At 64.3% G+C, this 26,846-nt stretch carries 22 protein-coding genes and 1 pseudogene; 7 read left to right on the top strand and 16 right to left on the bottom strand.

Going from position 1 to position 26,846, the window contains the following annotated elements:
* Window positions 1-104: 104 nt before the first annotated feature.
* The 3 genes from QMK34_RS09830 to QMK34_RS09820 all read right to left on the bottom strand — a co-directional run bounded on the left by QMK34_RS09830 (window position 105) and on the right by QMK34_RS09820 (window position 2,150).
* Entirely contained in the window at window positions 105-1,484 is a 1,380-nt protein-coding gene (locus tag QMK34_RS09830) for an MFS transporter (RefSeq protein ID WP_326413398.1), read from the bottom strand.
* A gap of 267 nt (window positions 1,485-1,751) precedes the next feature.
* Window positions 1,752-1,928 carry a hypothetical protein gene (locus QMK34_RS09825; RefSeq protein ID WP_326413392.1) on the bottom strand — a complete coding sequence of 59 codons (177 nt, stop codon included), beginning with the start codon at window positions 1,926-1,928 and terminating at the stop codon, window positions 1,752-1,754.
* A 60-nt stretch (window positions 1,929-1,988) separates the two neighbouring features.
* Entirely contained in the window at window positions 1,989-2,150 is a 162-nt protein-coding gene (locus tag QMK34_RS09820; RefSeq protein ID WP_326413391.1) for a hypothetical protein, read from the bottom strand.
* Between the two features lie 522 nt (window positions 2,151-2,672).
* Between QMK34_RS09820 and QMK34_RS09815 the strand changes: the two genes are divergently transcribed.
* Together QMK34_RS09815 and QMK34_RS09810 are read left to right on the top strand one after the other, a co-directional pair.
* Complete coding sequence (locus tag QMK34_RS09815) at window positions 2,673-3,014, top strand: hypothetical protein (protein ID WP_326413390.1); 342 nt, start codon at window positions 2,673-2,675, stop codon at window positions 3,012-3,014.
* A 651-nt stretch (window positions 3,015-3,665) separates the two neighbouring features.
* Window positions 3,666-4,979, top strand: a complete 1,314-nt coding sequence (locus QMK34_RS09810) for a helix-turn-helix domain-containing protein (protein WP_326413389.1) — start codon at window positions 3,666-3,668, stop codon at window positions 4,977-4,979.
* 846 nt (window positions 4,980-5,825) lie between these two features.
* On the opposite strand, the gene QMK34_RS09805 is transcribed toward QMK34_RS09810, so the two are convergent.
* From QMK34_RS09805 to QMK34_RS09785, 5 genes and pseudogenes are all read right to left on the bottom strand, one after another.
* Window positions 5,826-6,266, bottom strand: coding sequence for a lasso peptide biosynthesis B2 protein (locus tag QMK34_RS09805; protein WP_326413397.1), 441 nt, complete (start codon window positions 6,264-6,266; stop codon window positions 5,826-5,828).
* Between the two features lie 8 nt (window positions 6,267-6,274).
* The gene (locus QMK34_RS09800) at window positions 6,275-6,523 is read right to left on the bottom strand and encodes a lasso peptide biosynthesis PqqD family chaperone (RefSeq protein WP_326413388.1); all 249 of its coding nucleotides are present in this window, start codon (window positions 6,521-6,523) and stop codon (window positions 6,275-6,277) included.
* Window positions 6,510-8,198, bottom strand: a complete 1,689-nt coding sequence (locus tag QMK34_RS09795) for an asparagine synthase-related protein (RefSeq protein WP_326413387.1) — start codon at window positions 8,196-8,198, stop codon at window positions 6,510-6,512. The genes QMK34_RS09800 and QMK34_RS09795 overlap by 14 nt, the downstream gene beginning before the upstream one ends.
* A gap of 201 nt (window positions 8,199-8,399) precedes the next feature.
* A complete protein-coding gene (locus tag QMK34_RS09790; RefSeq protein ID WP_326413386.1) occupies window positions 8,400-8,549 on the bottom strand; it encodes a lasso RiPP family leader peptide-containing protein in 150 nt (49 codons plus the stop codon).
* 183 nt (window positions 8,550-8,732) lie between these two features.
* Window positions 8,733-8,942, bottom strand: a pseudogene (locus QMK34_RS09785) (IS21 family transposase); the annotation flags it as partial.
* A 55-nt stretch (window positions 8,943-8,997) separates the two neighbouring features.
* Here QMK34_RS09785 and QMK34_RS09780 point away from each other — a divergent pair.
* Window positions 8,998-9,156 carry a hypothetical protein gene (locus tag QMK34_RS09780; protein ID WP_326413385.1) on the top strand — a complete coding sequence of 53 codons (159 nt, stop codon included), beginning with the start codon at window positions 8,998-9,000 and terminating at the stop codon, window positions 9,154-9,156.
* A gap of 197 nt (window positions 9,157-9,353) precedes the next feature.
* Here QMK34_RS09780 and QMK34_RS09775 read toward each other — a convergent pair whose 3' ends face one another.
* Entirely contained in the window at window positions 9,354-9,983 is a 630-nt protein-coding gene (locus QMK34_RS09775; protein ID WP_326413384.1) for a response regulator transcription factor, read from the bottom strand.
* A 41-nt stretch (window positions 9,984-10,024) separates the two neighbouring features.
* Window positions 10,025-11,788, bottom strand: a complete 1,764-nt coding sequence (locus QMK34_RS09770) for an ABC transporter ATP-binding protein (protein WP_326413383.1) — start codon at window positions 11,786-11,788, stop codon at window positions 10,025-10,027.
* Window positions 11,789-12,206: 418 nt separating this feature from the next.
* Between QMK34_RS09770 and QMK34_RS09765 the strand changes: the two genes are divergently transcribed.
* Together QMK34_RS09765 and QMK34_RS09760 are read left to right on the top strand one after the other, a co-directional pair.
* Window positions 12,207-13,436, top strand: coding sequence for a M16 family metallopeptidase (locus QMK34_RS09765; protein ID WP_326413382.1), 1,230 nt, complete (start codon window positions 12,207-12,209; stop codon window positions 13,434-13,436).
* A complete protein-coding gene (locus QMK34_RS09760) occupies window positions 13,433-14,701 on the top strand; it encodes a M16 family metallopeptidase (RefSeq protein WP_326413381.1) in 1,269 nt (422 codons plus the stop codon). Before QMK34_RS09765 ends, QMK34_RS09760 begins: the two co-directional genes overlap by 4 nt.
* Window positions 14,702-14,718: 17 nt before the next feature.
* Here QMK34_RS09760 and sbnA read toward each other — a convergent pair whose 3' ends face one another.
* The 3 genes from sbnA to QMK34_RS09745 all read right to left on the bottom strand — a co-directional run bounded on the left by sbnA (window position 14,719) and on the right by QMK34_RS09745 (window position 16,999).
* A complete protein-coding gene (sbnA, locus tag QMK34_RS09755) occupies window positions 14,719-15,690 on the bottom strand; it encodes a 2,3-diaminopropionate biosynthesis protein SbnA (protein ID WP_326413380.1) in 972 nt (323 codons plus the stop codon).
* 137 nt (window positions 15,691-15,827) lie between these two features.
* Window positions 15,828-16,391: an NADPH-dependent FMN reductase gene (locus QMK34_RS09750; RefSeq protein WP_326413379.1), complete on the bottom strand. Its 564-nt coding sequence runs from the start codon at window positions 16,389-16,391 to the stop codon at window positions 15,828-15,830.
* Complete coding sequence (locus tag QMK34_RS09745; protein WP_326413378.1) at window positions 16,388-16,999, bottom strand: hypothetical protein; 612 nt, start codon at window positions 16,997-16,999, stop codon at window positions 16,388-16,390. The genes QMK34_RS09750 and QMK34_RS09745 overlap by 4 nt, the downstream gene beginning before the upstream one ends.
* A 256-nt stretch (window positions 17,000-17,255) precedes the next feature.
* On the opposite strand from QMK34_RS09745, the gene QMK34_RS09740 reads away from it, so the two are divergent.
* Window positions 17,256-17,693 carry a MerR family DNA-binding transcriptional regulator gene (locus QMK34_RS09740; RefSeq protein ID WP_326413377.1) on the top strand — a complete coding sequence of 146 codons (438 nt, stop codon included), beginning with the start codon at window positions 17,256-17,258 and terminating at the stop codon, window positions 17,691-17,693.
* Between the two features lie 27 nt (window positions 17,694-17,720).
* Here the strand turns inward: QMK34_RS09740 and QMK34_RS09735 are convergent, their stop codons facing one another.
* Window positions 17,721-19,283 carry a helix-turn-helix domain-containing protein gene (locus QMK34_RS09735; protein ID WP_326413376.1) on the bottom strand — a complete coding sequence of 521 codons (1,563 nt, stop codon included), beginning with the start codon at window positions 19,281-19,283 and terminating at the stop codon, window positions 17,721-17,723.
* 559 nt (window positions 19,284-19,842) lie between these two features.
* Window positions 19,843-22,635: a helix-turn-helix transcriptional regulator gene (locus QMK34_RS09730; protein WP_326413375.1), complete on the bottom strand. Its 2,793-nt coding sequence runs from the start codon at window positions 22,633-22,635 to the stop codon at window positions 19,843-19,845.
* Between the two features lie 257 nt (window positions 22,636-22,892).
* On the opposite strand from QMK34_RS09730, the gene QMK34_RS09725 reads away from it, so the two are divergent.
* Window positions 22,893-23,069, top strand: a complete 177-nt coding sequence (locus QMK34_RS09725; protein WP_326413374.1) for a hypothetical protein — start codon at window positions 22,893-22,895, stop codon at window positions 23,067-23,069.
* Window positions 23,070-23,116: 47 nt separating this feature from the next.
* On the opposite strand, the gene QMK34_RS09720 is transcribed toward QMK34_RS09725, so the two are convergent.
* Complete coding sequence (locus tag QMK34_RS09720) at window positions 23,117-25,984, bottom strand: AAA family ATPase (protein ID WP_326413373.1); 2,868 nt, start codon at window positions 25,982-25,984, stop codon at window positions 23,117-23,119.
* Window positions 25,985-26,846: the final 862 nt, after the last annotated feature.

Raw genomic sequence — 26,846 nt, 5'->3', positions numbered from 1 at the left:
GCACCATCACACCCTCGCCCATGATCGGCGACCGTGCCGGCCACACGACCCGAAACGATCACACCACGCCGCACCACTCGAGAACTGCCAGGTCAACAACTTGATCAACTTAGGCTACGTGGCATTGGGCTAGGACCCGGCCGGGCGCGGAAAACAACCAGCGCGAGCACGGCCCCGGCAAGTTCCAGCGCCGCCGCGACGAGCAGACCGGCGGTGTAACCGCCGGCCAGTGCCGGGCCGGCCGCGGTGCCCGACACGAGCCGGTCGGTACGGACGACCGTCAGCACGACGCCGATCAGGGCGACCCCCAGCGCACTCGACAGCTCACGGGAAGCAGTGAGCAGTCCCGACGCGGCGCCCGCGTGCCGTTCGTCCACGATTTCCAGCGCGTGCGAGGTCAACGGCGTGGTGAGCGCCGAACCGGCACCGATCAGCAGCAAGCCCGGCACCCGTGGCAGTACCAGCGGCACGTGGTTGACCAGTGCGACCGCGAGCAGGCCCAGCGCCACGACCGCGAGCCCGGCCGCGACCGTGCCGTGCGGCCCGATCCTGGCGACGGCCATCGGCACCACGGGCATCACCGCCATGATCGCCACCGCGACCAGGACCAGCGGAAGTCCGGCCTGGACCGGGCTCAGACCCAGAGATTCCTGATGCAGCAGCGGAGTGAAGAAGAAGACACCGGAAACGCCCAGCCCCCACAACAGCTGGACCGCGAGCGCTCCGACGAACATCCGCTGCCCGGTCAGGGGCCGCGGCATCAGCGGCTCGCGGGCGCGCCGCTCCCGGGACACGAACCAGCCGAGTAGCACAACGCCGACGACCATCATCGCCGACGGGACGAGCTCGTCGGCCCGGGTGCTGTCGCCGAGCTCGACCAGCGCCACGGTGACCAGCACGAGACCGGAGGTCACCAGTGCCATCGCGGCCACGGGCAGCCTGTTTCCCCTCGTCGGACGCGCGCCACCGGCGGTCACTGGCAGGAGCACCACCATGGCCGCGACGAACGGCAGGTTGACGAAGAAGATCCAAGCCCACCCGAAGTACTCGCTCAGCAGGCCGCCGAGGGTGGGCCCGAGGGCCAGCGCGATCGCGAGGCTCGCGGTCCAGATCATGGCGCCGATCGCCCGCTGCCGGGTGTCGAGGTTCGTCCGCAGCATGCTCAGCAGACCCGGCACCAGGAACGCGGCCGCCACGCCCTGCGCCACCCTGGCGGCGATGAGCATCCACGCCGAGCCCGCCAGCCCTCCCGCCGCCGCACCGAGCCCGAACACCAGCAGCCCGGCGAGCAAAGTGCGACGCTGCCCCCAGCGATCCACCAACGTGCCCGCCACCAGCAGCAGGCTCGCGAACGGGAGCATGTAACCGATGCCGACCCACTGCAGGGCGACGAGATCCATCGAGAGCTCACGCGCGATCGAAGGGACCCCGGCAGCGAGGATGTTGTTGTCGAGCGTGGTGACGAAGGCGCCCAGCGCGACCATGACGAGGGTGGGGGTGGCCACGCCGCCAGTCGCCGCGAAACGCTGTTTCCGACTGATCACGACCAAGCACCTCCACACGCCACCGGCGTTATCGGGATTTCGTCAACGCTTCGGCATTCTCTTTGTTACGTTTTCCACCAGGAGGTCCTCTTCCGGCTGTTGGGGACGCTAACAAAGGTCTCGACGTCCATCAACGATCTTGATCGACCGGCGACCCCCGGTTGTCATCACGCGCAGGAATTGACGCCGGACGATGCTCACGTGAACTCAATCGGCGTGGAAACACCAAGTGACCACACCGAGCCGGACCATCGCCGCCGGCACCAGCACGCAGCGGATCAAGGCCGCGTCCAGCAGGACGGCCACCGTGAGCCCCACCCCGGCCTCAAGCACGACACGGCTGTCCACGAACGCGAACACCATGATCAGCGCGGCGGCCGTCATGGTCCGCCTGGTCGCCGCGAGACCGCCGACGATCGCGGTCCTGGTGTCACCACCGCGTCATCACTCCTCCTGGATCCTCGCGATGAAGGAGACCTCGTAGTCCATCGAAAGCCCGAAGAGCCCGGCGAAGAGGAACAACCGCAGGTACGGCGCGATCGGGCCACCGGACACGAGGACCACCACGCCGAGGGTGGCCGCGGCGGCAGGGCGCGGCAAGGTCACGATAAGTGGGTGCTGACCTGCGACGACAGGCGGTTGCAGGCACGAGTGCGAGCACAGACTCGACGTGATCATGAGGAAGTCGAAGTCACTTGACCATGTCTGTAAGCCTGAGCCCACTGTGTCATCTTTGCCGATCGTCGCTGCGCCGGATCACCTGGAGGTCTTACCCGATCGGGTGAGTCCTCCTGCGGTCGCGCCGACGGTGGTGTCATCCCTGGTCGAGGCCCTGTCCGCGGTGCCGGATCCGCGGAAGCCACGACGGGTGCGCCACGGCCTGTTGGCGGTGTTGCCTGCTCGATCAGCTGGACCCGCACGACGTGCTGATCAGCGCGAATGCTCCGCACACGCAGCGCTTTCATGCCCGCTCCCGCATGAGCGCGGCGGGCACTACTTGCTCACGGTCAAGACGAACCAGCCCATCCTGCTGCGCCGGATGCGGGCGCTGCCCTGGGCGCAAATCCCGGTCGCGAACAGGCAGCAGGCCCGCGGTCATGGCAGGTCGAGACCCGCGCCATCTCGGTCGTGAGCTTTGCCCGGTGCCCGGACCTGGGCGGAGAGATCTTCCCGCACGCCGCTCAGGCCATCAAGCTCGTGCGGCGCCGCCGCCGGTTGGGCAGCCGGAAGTGGACGACGGTGACCCTTGATGAGGACCGCTCCCAGGACCGCACCGGCCACGGAGCACACGTCATGGCCGCGCTGCGGAACCTTGTGATCACCGCGCTCCGGCTGTCGGTCACCACCAACATCGCCGCCGGACTACGCCACCACGCCCGCGACACCCACCGGCCGTTCGCCACCAACCACGAGACGTACGAGCTGCAACTCCGAAGTTTGCGGAACAGCTTCGCGGAACCTGCGGATTGAAATGTGCACCGAAGGCAGCTCGCGGTGCGAGTAACCCAACGTCGGCGCTGCCCAGTTCGGCACCCGCGATCGGCTCCGGCAAAGGCCCGAAGGCGTGCATGAGGGAGCCGATCGGACGTCTTCGACCAGATCCATGCTCACTCGAATTCACCTGATCAGGTAGGAATTTGTGACGATGTGATGTCGCTCACCAACGATCTGAGCCACCTGCCGCGGGCAAGTAGGCCACCTGGACCACGGCGACATCGTCCTGCGGCCAACGACAGAGGGCACCGGAGGGGCGTTCTCAGGCGTGCGCAGCCATCAACAAGCCTTGACTGACGAGAACATAGGTGTCATGTTCTCGTCAGCACGTGACACGAATTATTTTCAGTTTAAGAGGTGGATCGTCATGACTTGGTCAAGCACGACAGCGTCGGTTTACCACCTGTTCAACCAGGCGGCCCGTACTCCGCGCCACGCACCACTGCCGAGCCGGTAGCTGTCGAGCTATAGAGCTGTTGAGGCCGGGCACGCACCGAGGAGCCGTGGACCCAGGCCCCGGCGTTGTCTGCCAAGCGGGTTGTTCACACGTCCTGAGCACCAAGTTTCACACGCCGCCCACCTCGTTCGATGACGAAGCGAAATCCTGAGCACGTTGGAGACCGCAGCATGAGCGAATCGACAAGTATTCGGCTGAGCCTCGCCCCACCCGCAGGGGTGCCACCCGTCTCGGTTCCACAGCAAGCGACCGCCGCCGATAGCCGGGCGAGCTGGATCCCACTCCCCCAGGAGGTCGCCCAGCGTTTCGCCCCGCATGTTGAAGATCTGGGCCGGAAGATCCTCGAGACCATCCAGGTTCGGGTACCGGAATACGCGAAACCACTGACGGGTTCCTTTGGCAAGGCGATCACCCAAGCCATAGACGAAGCAATTCTCGGCTCCATCAACAACGTCGGCGGCCACGAAGTCTCGGCAAAGGACAAGAAGTGGGCCGAATTCTTCAGAGAAGTCGGGCGCGGCGTCTACAAAGCGGGGGGCAGTCTCGAATCACTCCAGACCTCCTACTGGGTGGGCGGGCAAGAGGCCTGGCGTTACATCGGGACGTGGGGGCAGGACTCCCGGTTATCGGCGCAAACTCTCTGCACAAGCGCCGAGTCAATTTTCGCCCTCATCGAGAAGATCTGCTCGTACTCGATAGCCGGATACACAGCGGCCAAATCCGCGGCACCAGAAGCTCTTGTGCAGCAGAGGAGTCGCCTGCTGAACCTCATCTTGAGTGACCCGCCTACGTCACCGCAGGTGATCAGATCTACGGCGAGTACTGCCAACTGGACCATCCCGGGCTCTATACATGTCGTCGCGTTGCATTCCACGGAGACCCAATTTGCCCAGGTTTCTCGTTCCTTCTTTATCGGTAACACCGACATTCTGGCCGACTTCTCGAGAGCACAACCGTATCTCATAACCGCACATCCCGACCGCGACCTCAGAAATCTAGCAGGCCTGTCACAGGGCTGGCTTGCGGCGGTAGGACCACAGGTCCGCTTGACCGAGGGAGCCACCTCCGCACTCTGGGCCCGCACTACTTTACAACTAATGCGGGACGGGATCATCAAAGGATCTGTCGCGCATGCGAAAGATCACCTCAGCACACTTTGGCTAATGCACGACGACTCACTTCTCGATGATTTGAGCATGAAAGTACTGAGCCCCCTCAGCGGCCTCAGCACTAAACAACAGGATAGGCTCACAGAAACCTTGCTGACGTGGCTCGAATGTCGCGGCAATACCGTCGAGATCGCCGAAGCGCTGCGGGTGCACCCCCAGACGGTTCGCTACCGCGTCCACCAGCTGGTCGACATGTTCGGCGACCGGCTCGACGACGCCTCAGAGCGCCTGGACATGCAACTCGCCCTACACAGCCATCGTCTGCGCGGCACCCGGCCCCTACCAGCGATCGATACTGGTGGCGGCTCTCCCTGACAAGTGACAAGCCGTCGGCGGCCTGAACACGGTCAAGAAAGCCTCCGCCGGCATGAAAACCGCGAAGGTCCTCGACTCTTGCCGGTCAGCGGTCGACCCGAACGAGTTTTCAACACCCTGAAGGTGCGGTCCAGCAGGATCCTGAGCCGCCAGCTCACCCAGCGCCCCTGCGACCGTTCATCGAGTGTAGTTCGGGCGGGACGCAGGGGCAGAAGCTGTAGCGGATTGTGCGTCGGAGTAGTAGCAGCACGGTGCGGCGCCGGCGGGCGATGACGATCCTGGCTTCGGTGGGCGGCAAATGGGTGCCGGAGATCCGGGCCGTTGAAGACACCTGCGCGCCAAGGGCGTTCCGCTCACCGACGACCGCGTCATGATCGCCGACTGGCTCTGCGCCGCCAGCAACGTATCGTGGCTCAACCTGACATCGCCCGTAGGCCTGCGAGCGGTCTCAGTTCTTCTGACTCTCAGGGCACTATGTTCGAGGCAAAAGGATTCCGGCCCGTTCCGCAGCCGGGTCTGCCACGCTTGGCCGGGCCAAGCCCTCCTGCAACCCAGGCTCGCTCTTTCGAACGAGCGATGTCGACCGCTTTGCGCACTCGACGAGAAAGTCAACCTGTCCACTCGGGTGAGCACCGACGCTGAGGTCCGAGGCGACGAACGGTACGAACTGGTCGCCGAAGAGGCCTAGTGTCGCAGTAGCACTTGGTCGCCCTCCCCCGCGGACACCTTATCGAGCAGGAGCCGCCTTCGTGACGCTCGCGGAGTCAGCCGCGTTGCACGTCGCGTTCCACCATGACGGGTGACGGGGCACAGTCATCCGTCCGGTTGCGAGGTAGACCGGCGCACCTACCCCCGCCTTGGTGACAGTCGACCAGGACGTGTGACGCCCCGAGGTGCGACCGTCATCACTGGCTTCAGTTCTCCCGGCTGGTACGGTTCGCCGACCAGTTTTCCCTCGGCTTCGACCCACGCGTGCGCAAGGAAGGGTCTTGGGATAACACCAGCGTGCCAAGTCGGCCAGCCTCCGTGGAGCCGACAAAGCAGCGCCGTCGCTATCGACCGCGGCAGGCATCCCTCCCCGGCACACAACGTACTCACCGAAGTGACCGCCCTCCGCGCAGTCAGCGCGCTGGAGTGACTCGCCTGGACTGCACCCTTGCTAAGCCAAGTAAGACTGCGGTGTAGCCGCGCGGGCCGCTGACGCGCCAGTAGCCTGGCCACGCCGACCGCGACCACAGGTGCGAATCTCTGCCGAATCGGCAAGTGGTCTCGCGCCGGAACGAACATCGGGACAGTCATCGCAGCACCAACTCGGCCTCAAAAAGCCGGTCAATCAACGACCGGACATCAGCGATCGCTTTGTCATATGCTACCGAATAACGTGCTACTAGTGTCGCCGCCGCGACGTCCTGGCCGGACTGCAGTACGGCATTCAAGGCCAACCAACCACTGTTGTTCAGTTGCCAATAGGTGCCGGCACGCCCGTCGAGCACCACTCCGCCGCCGTCTGTCTCGACTGCGCTTACGTCTTCACGAAGCCGCATCAGGTGCGATCTCCTTCGAGTGGGCTAGCGCTGCCGAGGCGTCGTCGCCCCGGAATGGGTCACGGTTTTCTTGGGCCCTCAACCAAGCCTCGAGCCCGAGAGTGGTCTCCAGGAACGTGGTTGGCAACCGGGGAGGGTAGAGGTCTAAACACGCCCGACGAAGCGCGTCACGATCGACCAGGCCGTGCTCGGCCAGACGCAAGTTGTCGATCCAGTCAGCGATCATCGGGCGCAGCGCGTCGAGCCCAGCCCAGATATCGGCTCCGATGGCGCCCTTGGTCCGGCGCGCGAGAAGTTCGTCCGGCACGATACCGCACATGGCTTCGACCATGACGGGCTTGAAGTCCCAAGGGGCCGCGCTCTCTTCGGGGCGTACCGCGAGACCGGCTTCGATCACGGCTTTATCGTAAAACGGAAGCTCGAGCGAGACACCGAACGCAGCGGTGAGCCGCCCCAGGTGCCGCATCGCCCGCGCACCGCCCTGAACAGAGACGAGGGCGGAGTGAACCGAGTGCTTGCGTCCCAACGGCTCGGCCTCCCCGGAGGCACGGATGATCAAATCTCTGGCCGTCTCGCTCGCGTGAGCCGACGCCCACGGAGGCAGTTGCGGTCTGGAACTCCAGCCGAACGGTGGTGTCCTGCGGTCCCCGTCGAGTCGGGGAGTCAGATCGGCCACGACCGATTCGAGCCACCGGCGGTAAGTTCGCCGATCGGCCAGGGCTGCCATTGTCGCACCGAGCGTCCAGCGCCCCCGTGCACGTCGCGGTTGAATGTGCCGCCACGCTTCGCGAGGGCGGTGTGTGATCAAGTCATGTACATAGGACATGGGAGCGCGCAACACCTCGTCGCCACCTTGGCCGTTGAGGTGTACTCGAGATCCGGCGTCCGCGACCCGGCTCGCCAGCACGACTTGGCGTCCCCACATGCGACCCAGAGAGCCCGGTTCATCCGGTCCGTTCATGGCAACGTCGAAGTCGGCGTACGGAAGGGGCAGCTTGGCGAACGGGTAGATCAGGTGCTGGCAGTTGGGAAGATAGCTAGCTGCCCGCGTGGCCCAGTACTCGTCGTCGTTGCGGGCGTGATCTCCGCTTTGAGTGACAGCTATCAGCGCCGACGAATTACGCGCCGCGAGAAACGACAACGGAGTCGAATCGAGCCCTCCGGACAAGTCGGCGCTCATGGTCCCGCCGGCCGTTGTCCGGGCGTCGACACCTGTGACGAGTGCCTGAAGCATCAACTGGGCGCCCTCCCGCACCGAGAGATCGGCATCTGGCGGGTTCCACCACCGTTCTGTTCGCGCCGCCGTGTTGTCGATGGTCACGTGGTATCCCGGTGGCACGGCCGTGACACCTTGCCACACGCTCCGGTCCACGAGCGGGTGCGGACACGTCTGTCCGAGCAAGGCAAGGGCGAGCACGGAACTATCGACGTCCGCGCCGGTCAGCGCGGCCAGCACGTCAGAACGGTCCGACACCACAGGCACATCGGCGAGTCGAGCGTGAAACACAAGACGCAGCCCGGACACAGTACCTTGAACGCGGGTTCGTCCACAGTCAGACAGCAGCAGGTGATGACTTCCGGCAAGATCACCAAAAGCTTCGCTAAGATTGGGAACGATGTCCTCGCGGCAAAGTCGCTTGGCAAGCACATGTTCGGTGACGGTGAATCGGCCCATTATGGCGAGTTTCCGTCTGCGTGAGCGCACTACGTGAAACTCCTGAGGCGACCACTCTCCGATCAGCCACGGCCGACCTGACAAGTGTGAAACAATCTTCCGACCGTGCCGGCGCACGAGTGCGACCGCGGCCGCGGCATCGTCGTGGTCGGGCAAGGCCACGAACCAGCCGCGACCGCGGTGCGTCATGCTAGTGCCTCATCACGGGTTCGGCCCGAACAGACCGTAGACCTCGTGAGCGAGACCGCCAAAGCCCCGCGTCAGCTCAGCGAAGCCACCGACCCTGGCGATCATCGGCTGCTCGTAGGGTGCCGAAACGTCATTGAGCTCGACATTTTCGGAGTTTTCCATGTGTGCTCCTTTCCAGTGGTTAGACCTGGCCCGATTTCGTGGCAGTAATTTTCGGACCTGAACTCATCTTGCACATAAACGCCAACCTCGTCAAGCATCCGCATATCGATAAACGTACTTTCATAGTGTGCGGATAGTCGAAGGCGCCCTTGCTGGGAATTGCCGCCAAATATTCGGCGTCAGCGCCATAAGGATCGTCGCCGCCAGAGTCCCGGCAAACGCCGCCACCAGCGCACTGACCCGCCCGGTTCCGCCAATCGCGGACTCACGATCACAGACCAGCGTCTTAGTGGCCGTCCCGATCTCGCGGCTCATCTGCCACATAACTGACAAAATGACGCCGGCCTGACCCGGCGGGGTCGTCGTGGCCGTCAAGAACCGCGAGAACCGAATGCCGCCCTCCGAGGTCACACTGCACCCTGGCAATCAACCGGGAAGGAGGCCAGGGATGAGCGACACCGTGCTGCTGATGATCGATATGCGGAATGACCACCTCGCCGACGACGGAGTACAGGACGCACTCGGCCGGCCGACACGCAGCCGAGCGGGGATAGACCACCCGCACTTCGCCAGGTTCATACGACACCGAGCCGACCGCCTGCCCTGAGTCTCCGCGGAACAGCAAGAGTGGAAACGGCAGATCCGGTGCCCGGCCAAAGTGCACTACTCCACACGGTGGGCCTACGGGCACGCGCACGAGCAACTACTACCGGGCAGCCGTCGTGGTCCCAGTTGGCGATGGGCGCTGGAGTTTGACTTGTCCGTCAACTCCGGCAACAAGATCGCGCATGGCAATCATCACCTTCATCCGATGGCCAACCCGGACCGATACGCGAAGATCGCGGCCGTGGTGCGATTGGGCAGATTGAGTTTCTTGAGTACGTTCGAAATATGGTTACGCGTCGTGCTGGCCGAAATCCCGAGTTGCTGGGCGATATCCCGGTTCGCCAGCCCGTTGGCCATCCTGGCCAGCACCTCGATTTCCCGCTCTGTCAGCAGACGCCGAACCCGCTGCGCGGCCTCGGGTTCCGGAGCACCGGCGGCCCGCGCGAGCGACCGCTGGTACGGCACGGACAGGTAAAGGGATCCGCAGGAGACCGCACGAACCGCCGTGATCAGCTCTTCCGTCGGCGCCGTTGCCGAGACTATCCCGAGAACTCCTTGGGTCAGCAGCGCGGTAATCTGCTCGTCCACCAGCTCGGTCAGTGCGACCGCGAGCACGCCGCCGACGGCAACGTCCGCGAGCGAGAGAACAAATTCGGTGATCACGGGCGCCTGGGAGTTCACGACCAATACCGCTGAATCCGCCTGGCGTGCACGCAAGAGAATCTCGCCAAGCGAACCCACACGCTCGATCACGCTGATTTCGGACCAGAGTGAGAGAAGCCGGCGAACACGGTCTTCGGGCACGCTGAATTCGTCTGCCAGCAGCAAAGAGATTCTCCTGGACCGGCCGGTGGCGCGAAGGACTTCGATCACGAATCCCGCCGCGCCGGCTGGAGGTGCGATTCGGGGATGAGCTGCGTCGTGACCAATCTGCGATACAGCTCGTCACCGTCCAACAGAGACTGGTGATCGCCGACAGCTCGCACTCGTCCGTGCTCGAGAACGATGATCCGATCGGCGTTGACCACCGTGGAAAGCCGGTGCGCGACCACGATCACCGGACGGGAGCCCGCGATCTCCGCCACGGATCGCCGCAGCGCGAGTTCGGCCTCGGCGTCCAGCTGGGACGTCACTTCGTCGAGCAGCAGAACGTCCGGCTCGAGCAAGAGCATCCGCGCGATGGCGATGCGCTGGCGCTGCCCTCCCGAAATGGCCGCGCCGGACTCACCCACCGGGGTACGGAGGCCGTTGGGCAGCGCGTCCACCCACTCCTTCAGGCAGGCAAGCCGGACCGCACGTTCCACCTGCGCGTCGGACGCATCCGGATTCGCATACCTCAAGTTTTCCTCAATGGTGCCATCGAGCACGGGCGCGTCCTGCTCCACGAGACCGATCCGGCCACGGAGGCTCTCGAGCGGAAGCGTGCCGATGTCGACGCCGCCCAGCGTGATCCGCCCTTCAACCGACGGCCAGAGTCCGGCTGCCAAACTGAACAGCGTTGTCTTGCCGGTACCCGAAGGCCCCACGATCGCCGTCAGACCTTGTTCCATGGTTTTGAAGGAGACACGCTCGAGAACCGGGCTGCTACCTGGATAGGAGAAGGATACCGAGTCGAACTCCAGCACTGACGAGGTGCTCCGCTGCGGTTCTGCCGATGCGTTGCGAGACTGCTCCTCGTCGGGCAGTTCGGCGAGGTCCGTCACCCGCTGCGCCGCGGCCACACCGAGCTGGATCTGAGCGATACTGGTGAAGATCGTGATGAGTGGCGCCAGCATGTAAAAGAGGTAGAGCAAGTACGACGCGAACGTTCCGGTGTCGAGGGCACCACTGGCGATACGCGCCCCACCCACGACGAACACCACGGCGAACGAGCCGTGAATCCCCAAGTTGATCAGTGGTGACATCGCGGCCTGCAACCGGACGCCACGCATGTCGGCACGGTTGGCGTCCTCCGCGTGTGCCATCACCCTGGTCCGCTCGCGCGACTCCGCCCGGCTGACCTTGATCGTGCCGATCACGTTGAGCGCCTGCTGCAGAGCAGCCCCGTATTTTCCGACCGCGGCCCGGTTCTCGACCATGGCGCGGCGCACGAAACGCGCGACCCAGATGTTCGCGACCGCCGCCGCGGCCAAACAAGTCATCGTCACCCCGGTCAAGAGGGGGTCCAGGATGGTCATCAGGATGATGCCACCGGCCACGAGCAGCACCCCTGCCGCGATGTTGAGGAGTCCGGTCGCGAGCGAACTGCGCAGCAGATCCGTGTCGGCGACCGCGCCGGCGAACAAGTCCCCCCGGCGGCGGACGAGGTGCGTGGACAACGGAGCGCGCAACAGCCTGTCGACCACGGTACGTCTCGTCTCGAGAACGAGCGTCGCGCCGATCCTGCCCAGCAAGTACATCTCCGCGACCTGCAGAACGATGTCCGCCGCGAAAACACCGCCCAGCGTGACCAGGGAGCCGATCACCACGCCTGAACCTGTCATACCCCGAACAACGTTGCCGACAAGCAGCGGCTGGGCCAGTGACAAAACCGCCGAGATGAGTCCGACCACGCCCACCATCGCGATCTGGGTCCGATGAGGCCGCAGCAGCTTGCCGACGGTACGGACGGCGGACTTGTTCGTTCCGGACAAGCTGACCTCCTGGTTCGTGGCGATCCTGAGCGGTGGCGTGCCGCGCCGGAGGCCGGACATCCGAGACGTTCGGTACCGCCGTCCCTGACGGTTCGATCGGCAAACCATCCACAGTAGACGGCGACTTCGGTATACCCGACGAGCCGTCGAACATCTCTTTGGTATCCACACCCGCAGGTCGAAGTGAAGACAGGTCGACCCGAAATAATTAGGCACGACAACAGAATTACGGTCAAGGTCGCGGTCGGCTGTTCCGTGAAACGAGGAACCCTCATCCGCCGTTCGTGCCACCTGAGCTGACTTCCTTGCCAGGGCGGGACGATCCAGTATCGTGCTCCTTCTTATGAAGCCGAACGCACTCGCCGCCTCGCCCCGCGGTCCAGTGGAATCTTGGGTCCTTCCCAACGGTCTGCGTGTCGTGGCCGCGCCAGACGACGGGAGCGACATCGTCGCGGTGACAGTCGTCTACGATGTCGGCAGCAGGACCGAAACGCCGGGATTCAGCGGTTTTGCGCATCTGTTCGAGCACTTGATGTTCCAAGGCTCCGACAATGCGCCACGTGGGACTCACGCTCGTCAGATTCAAAGCTGTGGTGGTGTTTTCAATGCCACCACGCACCTGGACTACACCGAATACTACCAGTTGCTCCCAAGCACCGGACTGGAGCACGCGCTGTACCTGGAAGCGGACCGGATGCGCTCTCCTGCGTTCAGCGATTCGAGCTTGCGGAACCAGATCGCCGTGGTCGCCGAGGAGATCACTGGCGCACTCCTCTCCAGACCGTATGGTGGTTTCCCGTGGTTGCAGTTGGCCCCGGTCCTCTTCAAGCGTTTCGAGAACGCGCACAACGGGTACGGATCCATCGAGGAACTCCGAAACACGACCGTACGGCAGGCAAAGCATTTCTTTCACGAACACTACGGTCCAGGTAACGCGTTGCTGGTTGTCGCAGGTGCCGCCTCGGCGAAGACCGTCGCCGAACTGACGGAACGGCACTTCGGCGACATTCCGGCTCGGTCAGGGACACCCTGGCAGGCGCTACCGGAGCCGCCCGTACTCGCCGAACGAAGAGCGGTTTGCACGGACCCTTTGGCGCCGGTCTCCTTGTTCGCCTCGGGATGGCGAGTGCCGGACCCGGTGCTCGACCTGCGTGGTTTTCTCGCGTTCCTGGTGCTGTGCCCGACCCTCGCGGACGGCACCCGGGGCAGGCTCTCGGAGCGGCTCGTCTTTAATGATCGGCTCGCGACCGGCGTGACTTGCCGGCTCGGCTTGACTGGCGAAACGTTCGGCGTCCGAGATCCCACTTGCCTGGTACTGACGGCAGCTCATGCGACAGACCGCCTGGACTCCGTCTTGGCCGCCGTCGACGAGGAAATCGCGCGCTTGGCCGATCGCGGCCCTGACGATGCCGAACTCACAACGGCGTTGGCGACGACCAGGGCACAGCTGATCCGGTCTGACGACGCGCTGATCGAACGTGCCCGGAGACTGGCGATCTTCGGCTTGCAACATCGCGACGCCGCACTGGCCGACCGGCTACCCGCCATCGTCGCGGAAATCACGGCCAGTGAGATCCGCCGCGCCGCCACTGAACTCCGCGCACAACGGCGGGCCACTGTAGAACTGCTTGCGGGAGCGACGAAATGACGAGCTTCGACCTCTCGGCAGTCCCGGCTCCCGTCCCCCTGCGGCTGCCAGTCATCGTGGAACGCGTGCTGCCGAACGGCCTCAAGGTTGTCGCCGCACGCCGGGGTGGAACCGCACTGGCCGAGCTGAGAATCAACATCCCCTTCGCGCACGCTGACCCGGCCACGGCGGTTTTGCTTTCCGGTGCGATCGCGGCGGACCAGCAGGTGCTCGACCGTACTCGAATGATCGGGGGAACGCTTACGGCATCCGTAGACGCCGACTTCCTGCGGATTTCCGGTAGCGTGCCGGTCGAGTCTCTGGATCGGCTGCTCGGCCTGGCCGCGGAAGTACTGCTCGCACCAAGATATCGAGCCGCCGAGTTCGACAGCGTCGTCGAGAGTATGACCCAGGCGACGGCCGCAATGCTCGCCAGTCCGGCGAACCGCGCGCTCGAAGCGATCAACCACCGCATGTTCGGCGAGCACCCTTATGGTCTCCCCATGCCGCGTCCCGCCGCGCTCCGCTCGGTCTCCAGGTCAGCAGTGGCCTCTTTGCACCGTGAGCGGATTTTCGCGACCGGAACCAGCTTGGTGGTGGCGGGTGGATTCGACCTCGAATCGGTCTTGTCCCAGGTGGAGGTTCTCTGGGGAGCCTGGCCGCCAGGTCCTGGTGCCCGCAGGATGAAGCCGGTGCCAGCATGGGAACCCGGCTCGATGATAGTGGACGAGCCCGGTTCCGGCCAGTCACTACTGCGTGCGACGATGACCGCGCCCGCGCCGCACGCTCCGGACTACACAGCACTCGCCGTCGCAACGCTCGTCTTCGGCGGATATTTTTCGTCAAGGCTGGTACAGAACCTGCGCGAGTACAGGGGAATTTCCTACTCCCCGCGGTGCCTGCTTCTTCACACTCGCGAGACCGACCTGGTGGTGGTGTCCGTGGACGTGACCACGCCCAACACGCGCGTTGCCGATCGAGAGATCACGGCCGAACTCCGAGGCTTGGTGGAGAACCGTGTCACGGGAGACGAACTTGATCGGACGCGTCGGTACGCCGCTGGTTCGCTTCGCCGTCGTCTCTCGACGTCGTCAGGACTGGTATCCGCCTTGTGCGAGCTCGATCTGCACCAGCTCACGACCGACTGGCTGCGCGACTACGATTCACGGCTGTCGGCGCTCGACCCGGAACAAGTGGCGACGGCGGCAGATCGCTACCTCAGGCCGGACAAGGCACTGAGCGTCTGGCTCTGCGACGCGGCCGGGACGTTCCCGCCGTGTTCCTGACCGGCCAAGCGGCGACTTCAGTACTGGACCCCGGCCGGTTTCGCTTGCGACGCAAGCAGGTCGCCGACCCAATCGTCGTCGTACACCGAGTCCAAGTAGCTCTCGCCGAGATCCGGTGCGATCGCTACCGCTTCGACATCGGCCCCCGGCCGGTTCTCCGCCAGCCACCGGCGCGCGCCGCTGACCACGGTCCCGGTCGAGCCGCCGAAGAGGAACCCGCGCGCCGCGAGATCGCGGCAGGCTGTCACCGTTTCTCGTTCGTCGACGATCACCACGTCGTCCACGAATGATTCGTCAAGCTGAGCGGGGCGTACACCGGTACCCAACCCAGGGATCATCCGGCTGCGCGACGGGAAGCCGAAGGTCACCGACCCCTCGGCGTCGACCGCCACGATCTTCGCACCACCTCCTGCGTCGCGTAGATAGCGAGCGCATCCCATGAGGGTTCCCGTGGTACCCGCGCCGACGAACACCACCTCGACCTCCGGCACCGCCGCGAGGATTTCCGGGCCCGTCGTGCGATAGTGCGCGCGCCAGTTGTTCGGGTTGGCATACTGGTTGAGCCACACCACGTGCGGCCCCGCCGAGCAGAGTTCGCGAACGTGAGCGATCCGCGCGCCCAGCAGGCCGCCGTCGACCGCCGGTTCGGAGATCACGCGGACTTCCGCTCCCAAAGCCTCCATCATGCGGATGCTGGACCGTGTGCAGCGGATATCGGTGACGCAGATGAAGCGGTAGCCGCGGTTAGCGGCGATCATGCTCAAAGCGACACCGAGGTTCCCCGAAGACGACTCGACGAGGGTGGCATTTTCGCGAAGCATGCCACTGGCCTCGGCGTCGTCGACCATGGCAGTGGCAGCCTTCAGCTTTATCGAACGAGCGAAGTTGAATCCCTCACACTTGAGCAATAACGGTATGCCCAACGTCGCCCTGAGGTCGACGAAGACATTTGATCCATTGTATTGGAGAGGAGAATGCACGACTGTCACGGATGCCAGCGTATGGGCTCACCAGCAGAGGTGAACACCCGAAGAATCACTGAAGGAATTCCGCGATAAACCTATGGAGCGCATCGCCTTCGCTCACCTTTTCCTCGTCTTGTGCCGCTATCGCCGGACACGCTCGTTCACGTCGGGTAGGGTTCCTTGAGCTTGGCTGCTCGCAGGGCGTTCGCCCACCACAGCAACTGCTGCATCATCGTCCGCAGCGCCTCGCTTTCCGCCTGGCCGGGATAGCTGACGGTGGGGTCAGCCGCCGGCCCCCATGGGTTGTGCAGGCTGACCGTGTCACGGACTGTCACAGCGTGAAGCTCGGCGAAGATCAACCGCAACGCTTCGACCGCGCGTAACCCGCCTGACATCCCGCCGTAGGACACGAACCCGATCGGCTTGGCCTGCCACTCGTTCCGGACAGCATCGATCGCGACCTTCAGTGGGCCAGGAACGCTGTGATTGTATTCAGGCGTGACAACCAAGACGGCGTCAACCCGATCGATTCGCTCGGTGAACGAAGCGACATCGGGGTGCGGATCCATGTTGCTCGGGAAGGTCAACTCCGCCAAGTCGATGAGGTCGACCTGGTGGCCGGCCTCCGCAAGCTGTTTGTGCACCCATGTTGTAACCTGCTTACCGAACCGTTCATTTCGAACACTTCCGAGAATGACGGCGATACCAGCGCTTTCGGTACTCATTTTTTTCCTTCCAACACATCAGTGCGAGTCTTCCCGCGAAGATGAAGTTCTGCATGGCGAAGCCACGCCGCCGAGACGGCAGCGAGGACGCCGACGACGGTAAGGACCGTGAACGCTCCTCCGAAGCCGTCGTTCGCGCCGTCGGCGAGCCCTCGGGAAAGTGCGACCACACACAGCGCACCGCCCAAGGCACCGCCGACTCTCATGAAGATGTTGGCCAGCGCCGTTGCATCGCCGAGGTCTTCGGCTCTCGCCGCGGCGTAAGCGGCTGACATCGCTGGCATCGCTGGCATCGCTGGCATCATCGACATACCCAATCCGGCCCCGCGCACGAACAGCAGCACTTGGACCACGACCATCGACGTGTCGGGTCCCAGCCAAGGCCACGGGCCGCGCTCGCCAGCACGATGAGCGCGCCGGCGAATTGACCCGACCGCCGCTGTAGGCGTCGGTCGGCCAGCGAAGACGACCGTCATGGCGGTGCCCAGCCCGAGCGACATCAGGAACAAGCCGGTCAAAGCCGGTCCCATACCGAGCCGCAACTGGAACCACGACGGGAGCAGCAATACGGCGCCGGTCAAGCTGGCACCGCTCAGCATGATGCTCACCAAGCCCGGCGCCATCACCGGGCGAGCGACCAGACGCCGTTGCGGCACCGGATGCTCTCGAGCCGTCCAAGTTGCCCAAGAACGCGCCGAGCGCCACCACGGAAGCAGCGGCCCAAGCGGCACGCGGGATCAGCCAGCGCGAGGAGGAGATCGCTGACGTCACCGGAAGACCGTCACCGGCGTCGGACTCGCGCAACACGCTCATGCCCCCTAGACTAAAAGTTGAACCATTGTTCAAGTCAAGGAGTGACTTGTCATGACGGCCTCCACAACCCAGGTGACTCAGGTCACGCCGTCCCAGGCGAAAGGCAAAGAATCCCTGACCGTCAGCGATCTGGCGCGCGCCAGCGGGGTGGCCGCCTCGGCGGTCCGATTCTACGAGAAGCACGGCCTCATCACGGGCTGGCGCACAAGTGGAAATCAACGACGTTTCCGCCCGGTTGACGCGTGCCTCATCAAGATAGTCCGCGTGGCTCAGCGGATTGGCCTTTCGGTCACGGATATCCGCAAACACTTGGCAGCGCTTCCTGATGACCACCAGGATCTCACCGCCGAGGACTTCAAACGATTGCGCCACCGACTCGAGATCGAGGCGCACGAGAGAATTCAAGCGCTCGTCGACGTACTGGAAGACCTGGACACAAGCCAAAATCTCTGCAAGGTCCAACCCCGGTCGCGCACAATTCCAGACTGAAATTCACCGCACGAAATCCGGTCGTTCTCACAGCGAGGGATCAGCAGTGGTTTGCACCGCCAGAGCCACAGCCAGCAGCTGCAAGCTTGGCAGGTGAGCGGGATCCCGGCCGGTCAGCGTCGCGATCCGGTTGAGCCGGTAGTCCAGCGTGCTGCGATGCACGCCGAGCACACAAGCCGTCCTACTGCGATTTCCTTCGTCTGCGATGAAGACCTCCAACGTTTTCATAAGCGACGGCTGAGCCGTCAGGGGTGCGATAATTCGGATCAGCCGTTCGGCTACGGTCGAATCCGCTCGTGCGGCGTACTCCACGGGCGTGTCCAACTCCCGGCAGCCTTCACGGGAACGACCGAATGCGCCCGCGGCAACGGCGATCGGGTACTGTCCACTTTGGATCAAAGGTCCACCCGACAGTTCGCACACGGCCGTCGCCGTCGTTAACATCTGGATTCCGCGACCGCTCATCGGGTCCAGCCCGGTTAGTTCCCGAATCCGGTTCAGCCGGTAGTCGATGGTGCTGCGGTGCAGGAAGAGGCGTTGCGCGGCAATTTTTCTGTTGAATTCCGACTGCACAAGGGTCAGTGCCGTCTCGTAGAGAACCGAGTTTTCTATCAGCGGCTCAATGGTCTTCAGCAGCGCGGTTCGCGCGTCTGCGTTGCGATTGACCGCGAATTCAAGCAGGAAGTCCTCAACCCGGTAGACTCCGGGACCACGACGAGCGGCCAGGCTGAGCAGGTCCACGGCTTCCCGGTGCGCGGCAGGCAGATCAGCGCGGGCGCTTTTCGCGAGCGCGATCACTGATTTTTCGCCGAAAACAGTCGCGAGATCGGCGCTCAATCGCTGATCACGGCGACACCCAGCTTCCGGCACGAGCGCGATGGTTTCTCCATCACCCGGTAGCACCAACGTACCGAGTCCGCCCAAGCCTACGAGCTTGTCGACATCGGTCACCAACATGTCACCTGCCAGAAGCCTCACCACGACGACGAAGTAGCGCGAACAGAGGCCGCGCTCGACTTCGCTGGGCAGGTCCCGACCCTCGATCAAGGCGGCTGCGACCTCATGCCGGTACTTCGGCCGCGATCGGCTTTGGGGGCCGGCCGGCTGGCCCGTGGTGACTCCGGTCAGGAACTCTCGCGTCAGCATGTTCGACAAAGTGACCACGCTGAACAACGACACCCGCCCCGCAGTGCCGAAGTGGATCAGCAAGGCATCAGCGAGTTCCCCCAGCAGGCCGCAAAAGATCGAGAAGACCTCGTCAATCGGCAACCCTGTCGTCGACCAGACCTCACCCGCCCGGCGGATTCGGCCTCGACACGCAGACGTCACCTCGCACCAACCCTCGAATGCGCGAAGGTACAGTGGCGTAACGTCTTGGAGCACTTCCCTCGCGAGAGCTACAAAATCACGTCTGGTCAAGAAGAACCGTCCCGGCGTGCCCGTCGCGGTGAAAGCGTTTGCACCCGTGGTCGACATGACCGTGCGGACCGCATCCTCGATGATTTCGGACCAGCTTTTGCGGCTATTTCGGGCTTGTTCAGGCACCACGCTCGGGAAGCTCGGCCTGTCAGCCGTTTCGCAGGAGGTCATCATTGCTCCCGGTTTTTCCTGCACAGATAAGGGTTTCGTGCTCGAAATGAGTGAAGAGCCGACCTGGGTCCTACCACTGCTCAACGCTACAAAGGGCATCTGCCCCAAGTCAATGGATGCAACCCCGTTCCGCGAGAACACTGTGGTCCGCCCGCGACGGAGGTTCGGTGCCACGAAACCCATGGGGACAGCAAGGAGACAGACCAGCCCAAGTGAACGTTCGATCACGATCGGGGCGATGGCCGCCGAGCCATCGGGAGCGTCGACTGTCCGCAGTGGTCAGTGCACAACGCCAAGTACGAAGCTCACTGGAGCGGTGACGCCGCGCGCCCCGTACTGCAGCCAGCCGGACGCTCACCGGCTCCGAGTCGACACCGTCATCGCCCGCGGCTTTTCCAGCGATCAGTTACGCGATCACCGCCGCCTGATCAGTCTCACGCTCGCGTGCTTCGTCCGGCTCGATCGCCGCGTCACCGCCTGGGAGTACCTGACCGAAACATGTCATTTTGTTGCGTATCAACACAAAAGACGCACCTCCTCCGGTCGAGGCCCTGGCCGGTCACGCAAAGTCCTCCGCCAGAACGAATTCGGGCGAAGTACGCTCCGACAGGAGCGTGGACAGCTGCCTCCGAGACTTGACCCCGAGCTTCCGGTAGGTGCTGGACAGATGGATCTCGACAGTCCGCAGGGAAACGAAGAGTTCTTTGGCGATCTCCCGGTTCGCTATTCCGGCCGCTGCGAGCACCGCCACCCGTTGTTCACTTTCGGTGAGCAGATCGACCACACTGCCGGTCAGTTCTTTCATCCGCCCGCCGGCCGCGATCAGCACGTCGCGACTCCTGGCGGCCAACGCGCTGAACCCGCGCTGCACGGCGCACATGGTCGCGAGACGGGAGTGTTCTCGCGCCCCGGCGGCATCGCCACAGCCGAGGAGAGCGCGGCTGTAGAGATACTCAGTTCGCATTCGATACAGCGCGTAGGGGCTATCGACGAGCATTTCGTTCGCCTCGCGCAGGAAAGCCAGTCCGTCGTCACCTCTCGCCAGATGCCCCCGCACCGCGAGGGCGAGCGCCACACTCTCGCGCGATCCCCAATGTTCCGCACTCAGAAGCCACGGTTCGAGCAGCACTGCCGCGAGCTTACGGCTGCCGCCGAGCCAGTCGAGCAGGTCTGCCACCGGCAGAAAGAACCTGATCAACATGGGGTGGGATGTCTTGAAGTCGGTCAACGTCCGCTCGGTGAGGGCGACTGCCGTTTCCACGTCGCCCAGTTCGTACCGCGCCCGAGCCAGGTGGAGCCGGACAAGCTGCCGGTCCCGCCCGGTGAGCCGGATGTCTTTCAGAGTGGTGAGAAGCCGTTCCACCTGGCGAAACTGCCCGCGCTCGAGCAGGACCGAGGTAGCGGCAAGGCGGACTGGTACGCCCGCCGTGGCCCCGGCCCGGTCCCTGGCCGCTTTGGCGACCTCGGCCGCGCCAGCAAGATTCCCGGTATCCAGTAAAATGACGGTCTCTACAGCTTCGGCCTCGGAACACAGCCAAGGCGCTCCGTCGGCTCTCGCCTCGTTATCATGGTTGTCCACCGCGGCGGACAAAACCGCCAAGCTCTCAAGCGGCGCCCCGGCGAGGTACAGGCTCACTGAAGGATAAAGCACGCCGTGCTTGAGGTCGAGGGCGGTCTTTGGCCCGGAAACCGCGGCCCTGGCCAGCCGCAACACTTCCGACGCACACTTGCCGTCTATCGCGGCCGCGCGGGCCAGTTGACCGAGTAACGCCCGCTTTGCCGGCGTGGATGCGTCCGGTACCTGAATTTCTCGCGTTCGTTCCAGAGCATTCAGGAGGGTGTCCATGTCACCGAGCCCCGTTGACAAGGTCGCGGATTCGACACGGGCACGCAAGTCTTCCCCCAGTTGCCCGCGCGCATCGCCTACCCGGTCGACTCCGGTGTTGAGGGCATCCACGAGTGCGTGGAACAGGGAAGACCGAGGCGGTGAGCTCAAGGCCAGGTCACCGAGCCGCTGCACCAGCACGTTCCGAGACCTGTCGTCGGCGAGGTCCATGGCCTGGACGAAGTACGCGATGGCGGTCTCCGGGGCGAAGGCGCACAACGTGGTGGAGAGTTCCGCCGCGGAGGCGGCATCGTCCGGAGCCGCCTCCAGCAGGTTCTCGGCGAGCCTGCTGGCTTGACTGTTGTCCCCGGTTCGCCGGGCTTCGGACGCCGCATCCCACAGCACGGCCGACATCCAAGGTTCCCTGACGTCGGTCAGGTTGACCAGCAACCGAGCCACTTCCGAGGCCGGGCGTCCCTCGTCGTGGAGCAGACGTGCGCCCCGCAACCGGAGTGCCTCGACCTCTCCGAGTGGCATTCGCGCCAGCAACCACTCGCGGAGCACCTTGTGCTCGAAGTCCAGCCGGTCGGCCATCAGGACCCGGTGCTCGCGCAAGAGTTCAGCGGTCCGGTCGACGGAGACCTCGGACGTGCCGAGAAGGGTGGCGAGCAGCCGACCACTGACCGGGCCCAGGACCGCGACGCCACAGGCGATTCGCCAGACGTGACCTGGATGCGCACACAAGAAGGTGAACGCGGGCCGGGCGACGACCTCGGGACCGACCCGTCCGGCCACGACGGCGGCGCTGTCCGAGTGAGGTTGCACCCCCAATGCGTCCAGCTCGGCGAGCAGTTGCTTGGCCAAGCCGGGGACACCGCCGGTCAGCTTGGCACAGACGTCGAGAAAGCGCTCACTGGGCTCATGGCCCAGGCCCGCTCTCACCAGCAGAGCGAGTTCCGCCCGAGAGAAGGAGCCAAGCTCGATGGAAGTGCTCGTACGGGTCCCGCTCGCAAGCTGCCACGGCACCCCGGACTCGACTGTTCGGTGGCTCAGAACGAGGAGCAGAGGCAGCTCGGAAGCACGCCTCAGGACGAAGTCGAGACACCTGAGGCTCAACTTGTCACACTGGTCGGCGTCGTCGACCAAAAGGACGAGGGTGCCACGGGAGGTGGCTCGCTCCACAAAAGCGACCACTCGGTCGAACACGTCAAACGTGGCGTACTGCTCACCATCGGACAGCTGTGAGGCACCGGACACGACAATGCCCATGAGTTCGCTGATGGTGTGCAAGTTGTCCGAGTTCGCGCTGGACTGCGCGTATCGGACGATCACCCCCTCAGCCGCCAAGGCGGTTTGCGCCATCTTCAGCAAGCTGGTTTTGCCGACTCCGGCGGCACCGCTCAGCAGAACCAGGTGGACACCATGGCCGCGAACATCCTCGATCGCCGAGGCGAGGCTCGTCAGTTCCACCGACCGGCCGACCAGCCGTGTGTCCAGAGCGTTGTGCGTCCTGCTCTCTGTCACCATCGGCCTCACCCTGCGGCGTTCTCCAGCGGGTCAAGCAACCTGACAAATTTCAGCATTGCCGGAAATCCCGTTTCCTACGTGTTTTTATAGCCCATCCGGGTAGCAGCCGCTCACTTTCGTTCATAGAGTTCATCGGCAGAGTACTTTAGGGAAGATCATTTGCCCGTCCACCCATAATTGGGCAAGTAATTTTGTACAACATGTTACGATAAAGTTTTTCAGAAATTGCGGATAGCAAAGGCGACTAGGCCGCGAGGGTGAGCAAAGAGACCGATTCTACTACGGAGAGTGAACAACCTCGGATCTCCGAGGATCGCCGCAAGACGGCAATGCCGTATGACCAGGACTTGCGGTTGACGCTCGCCGAGTCGCGGGTGGATGCGGCCTTGCTGCATAGCCGTGCAACAGGGAACCACGACGACAGCGTTGACTGACAGAGGAGCCGTCACAGTCCTCGACGTTCGGGACGCCCCGTCAAGCGTCAGACGTCCGGCCTGGAATTTGACGAGATTCTCGGCACATCAGGGGTCTCCTGTCGCAGCATTTCGCCGAGTTCCCCGCGACCACGCAGACCGAACTTGCGGTACACATTCGTCAAGTGTTTCTGCACCGCGCGGATACCCACGCCCAGCTGGTCGGCTATTTGCTGGTTACCGAGTCCTGCCGCCGCGAGTCCGGCGACCTTGCTCTCCGCGGTCGAGAAGACGGGCCGTTCTTCGGCGGAGGCGATCTCCGATGGCAGGCGGACACCCAGCTGACTGGCGACCCGGTAGTCGCCGCTGTCGATCGCGAGCTGACGGCAGCGACGCAGGTGGTACGCCGCCTCAGCGGAATCACCGTTCGCTCGGAGCCGATTGGCGAGTGCCAAAAGTGCGTGGGCCAGCTCAGATCGGTTGAGCGAAGACTCGAGCGTGGCGACCGCCTCCCGAAGCTTGGTGACACCTTCGGCTCCCTCGCACAGGCCACCGATAATCCGCTGAGCCTGCCCGATCACTGCCGGCGTACCCCATTCGACCGCAAGTTCGAAATTCTCTTCTGCGAGCGCTCGGGCCGCGTTGAGCTCTCCGACCGCTTGGTGCAGCTGGATCGCCTCCGCGCGCCAGGGGAAGAGCACCGGGTTACGCCAGTTCGACCGTTCGAGTTGACGACCGCTTTCAAGGTAGTGCTCGAGGGCGCCCCGCTGATCGGTGGCGGTCGCCGCGGCCACCGCGGCCCGGAACATTCGGTGCAAGCCGGCCAGCCCGGCGTCGGCGACCGGATCCGGCGAGTGGACCATGGGTATCCCGCGGAGGAGGCTGGTGTCACCGGTCGCGATCGCCACACCGGCGAAGACCATCGCCGCCGACGAGCCTGCGGTCTCCCAATCGAGCGCGGCAAGCTCGTAAGCTTCGACTGCTGCCACTTTCGCGTCACGGAACCGTCCTGTCCACAAGCCGACCGTAGCTTGTTCCGTGCGGATGAGCGCCAGCTCGAGCACCGCATTCTCCTGCTGCGCTCGGAGCACCGCGCGGTCCAACCAGGAGCTGACTTCCGCCGATTCGGCCGCGGCGAGAGTCCAGACCAACAGGGGCATCGCCATATGCACGTGCGAGGGGTTCGGCTCCTCCCGCTCGAGGACCAGTGCGCCGAGCCGGCCTATTTCGGCGGCGGATTTTCGGGCCGAGACCATGAGGGCGTACAGGAGAACGATCAGCAGTTCACGTTCGGCAGGCGTGTCCACCGATGGATTGGGGCCGAGCTCGTCGAGCCGGCGGAGAGGATCAGGTTGACGAAGCGCATCAGCCCGGCCAAGGGACCTCACTCTGGCTTCCAGCTGCAGCCCGAGTTGGTGGTCCTCCCCGATCAGCTCGTCCGGGTCGCCCAGATCACTGGCCACCTGTGAGATAAGCCCGCGGATGGCCGGCGGGGCGTCGGCGATCGCGGGAGTGGCGATCCGCACCACGGCGACCGCGCGTTCGCGCGCGCTCCGAAGAAGTGGCACAGCACTCGAAATGTAGCGAATAGCGGCACCGACGTCAGTGGCGTTCGCGATGCCGGCGAGCTCCACCAAAAGCCGCGCCCGGTCTTCTCCCGCTGGTGAGGCGTCCAGTAAGGCACGTCGAAGGTAGCGAGAGGCCGTGTCGGGCGCGCCACGCGCCAGCGCGGTGTCGGCAGCGGCGCGTAAAGTGCCGATGGCTCGCGTGCCGGTCGGCACGGTCACCGCCATCAACTGTGCGGCGACACTCTCAGCGGGGAAGCCACCACGCTCCAGCGCTTCGGCCGCCTTGAGGTGCAGACGCTCCCGCTGCTCGGCGCTCAGCGTGTCCTCGACTACGTCACGGACCATGGGATGCAGGGTCTTCGAAGTCCCTCGGCGCACAAGGACGCCCAACCGCTGCATGATGACTACGGCGTCCGAACACTGCTCGGGCTCGACGCCGGCCACTCGACTGATCACTTCGATCGCGTCCGTATTTTCCAGAACGGACATCGCACTGGCGCAATCACGGACAGCATCTCCGTATTGGTGAAAGCAGTCGATCAACACCTGGCGCAGCAGCGGCGGACGACGCGTCCGTACCAGGTCGGCATGGGTATCAAGGGGCGAAATGCCGTCTTTGCGCAAGTTGAGCGACACGGCTTTCAGGAAGAGCGGGTTGCCGTAGGTGGTGTCATGGCAGGCGGCCACGAATTCTTCCTGCGCGGCCTCCCCCATCTCTTGAACGATGAAGGCCCGTGTCCCGGAAAGAGAAAGGGGGTTCGGTTGGAGAGTGTGAGCCGCCGCACCAGAAACTTGCGTGACCAGCCAGCCGGCCGCGCGAGGGTCGCCCTGTCGCTCTGTCACGACCACCAGCACCGGCAGCTCGCTCAGCCGGGAGACCAAGTGCGCCAGCCATCGTAACGAAGGCTCATCAACCCACTGCAGATCATCGATCAGCACCACCACCGGCCCATCGTCGCTCATGTGTTCGACAAGGGCCCCCAGTCCGAGGATCACCGCTCGCTGGACAGACACGGTCTTCGCCGCGGTCAGCAGGTCGGTGTGCCTGGGTGAGAAGACCGGCCTGGCGAGCCCCGCCGCTCCAGCCAGCCATCGGTCGCGCTGGTGATCGTCGGTGACCCCGGCCAGCGCCGGCTCGAGCAGTTGCCGCACCACGCCGAAGGCGTAGTTCTGCTCGAGAACCGAGGCACTCGCCTGCAACACAGTTGCCGTCGCGGCACCCGGCAAGTGGCGTACGGATCGCAGGAGGGCCGACCGCCCGCTTCCCAGGGGACCGCCGATCAGGACCAGGGACCCCTTCGCTTGTTCCGCGCGTCCCAGCGCAGACGCGAGGAGGTTCAGTTCATCGTCGCGCTCGAGAAGCGTCATCGATCCCGTCAAACCAGTGCCAGTCATCGTTTCTCACTCCAGGTGAGAGATTCATCCGGTCCACAGCATCCGTCCCACCGGTAGCACCCCGTCCGAGTGCATCGGACATGAAAACTACTCTTCTGAACCTTTTGGTCGCCTCTCCTGCTCAACCCACCTCGACGATCAGTGCATTTCGGGCTGGGAACCCACCCACAGCTCGGTGTCCGCCACCCGGCCACCCGGGCCAACGACAGGCAACCAAGGAGAGAAGCTCGAGGCGGAGGGTCTCCCCTTCGCCAGGTCTCTGAATAGTGGCGGTTTGCTGATCCGCGGTGAATGCCACTGCATACAAGCGCACACCGCTCCGGCGGGATGCCGGACCACGACCAGCCACGTCCTGCTCGTCCGGTCCCGCGAAGCACCAGAGAGGATGACTGCGCCCGGCCGAGGCAATCGGCTGGCCGGCAAGCCGCGCCGGGGCCTACCACCGCTGATCACGCAGGAGAGCACTGAAGCAGGAGAGCTCTGTCGCCGACGGCCACCGTGCCGCCTGCGCTCCAGTAGTGGTGTGAACACCGCCCATGTCCATGTCGTCACGCACCTCGATATCGTGCCGGGCCGACAGCATGACGCGAAAGTGCCGGTTCGTGAACATGTCCCTGTGCTCGAGCGGGTGGCGGTGGTAGATGAACTTCCGCAACCACATCACCGGAGCGGACGCCCACCGAAACGAACTCGGCCGCCCGCACGAGCACGATGCCTTTCCAGCCGCCGTCTCCAGGGATCGCGTCCCACCCCGGTGATGGCGATCGGGCCGAGCCCGCCCGTCGAGCCACCGCGCGCGTCGGCAACGGGTCAGCTGACGGCGTCAGCCGTCCGC

Source organism: Amycolatopsis sp. H20-H5, from assembly GCF_035828755.1.
Classification (GTDB): Bacteria; Actinomycetota; Actinomycetes; order Mycobacteriales; family Pseudonocardiaceae; genus Amycolatopsis.
This window is presented reverse-complemented; position numbering and strand designations above follow the sequence as displayed.

Bases quoted from the DNA above. Each gene is read 5' to 3' on its own strand.
- QMK34_RS09760 (WP_326413381.1), top strand. From the start codon at position 13,433: ATGACGAGCTTCGACCTCTCGGCAGTCCCGGCTCCCGTCCCCCTGCGG.
- QMK34_RS09730 (WP_326413375.1), bottom strand. From the start codon at position 22,635: ATGGTGACAGAGAGCAGGACGCACAACGCTCTGGACACACGGCTGGTC.
- QMK34_RS09795 (WP_326413387.1), bottom strand. From the start codon at position 8,198: ATGGGCCGATTCACCGTCACCGAACATGTGCTTGCCAAGCGACTTTGC.
- QMK34_RS09810 (WP_326413389.1), top strand. From the start codon at position 3,666: ATGAGCGAATCGACAAGTATTCGGCTGAGCCTCGCCCCACCCGCAGGG.
- QMK34_RS09805 (WP_326413397.1), bottom strand. From the start codon at position 6,266: ATGTTCGTTCCGGCGCGAGACCACTTGCCGATTCGGCAGAGATTCGCA.
- QMK34_RS09750 (WP_326413379.1), bottom strand. From the start codon at position 16,391: ATGAGTACCGAAAGCGCTGGTATCGCCGTCATTCTCGGAAGTGTTCGA.
- QMK34_RS09790 (WP_326413386.1), bottom strand. From the start codon at position 8,549: ATGGAAAACTCCGAAAATGTCGAGCTCAATGACGTTTCGGCACCCTAC.
- QMK34_RS09720 (WP_326413373.1), bottom strand. From the start codon at position 25,984: ATGACGCTTCTCGAGCGCGACGATGAACTGAACCTCCTCGCGTCTGCG.
- QMK34_RS09740 (WP_326413377.1), top strand. From the start codon at position 17,256: ATGACGGCCTCCACAACCCAGGTGACTCAGGTCACGCCGTCCCAGGCG.
- QMK34_RS09825 (WP_326413392.1), bottom strand. From the start codon at position 1,928: ATGACGGCCGCCGCGCTGATCATGGTGTTCGCGTTCGTGGACAGCCGT.
- QMK34_RS09830 (WP_326413398.1), bottom strand. From the start codon at position 1,484: ATGGTCGCGCTGGGCGCCTTCGTCACCACGCTCGACAACAACATCCTC.
- QMK34_RS09735 (WP_326413376.1), bottom strand. From the start codon at position 19,283: ATGACCTCCTGCGAAACGGCTGACAGGCCGAGCTTCCCGAGCGTGGTG.
- QMK34_RS09800 (WP_326413388.1), bottom strand. From the start codon at position 6,523: ATGCGGCTTCGTGAAGACGTAAGCGCAGTCGAGACAGACGGCGGCGGA.
- QMK34_RS09780 (WP_326413385.1), top strand. From the start codon at position 8,998: ATGAGCGACACCGTGCTGCTGATGATCGATATGCGGAATGACCACCTC.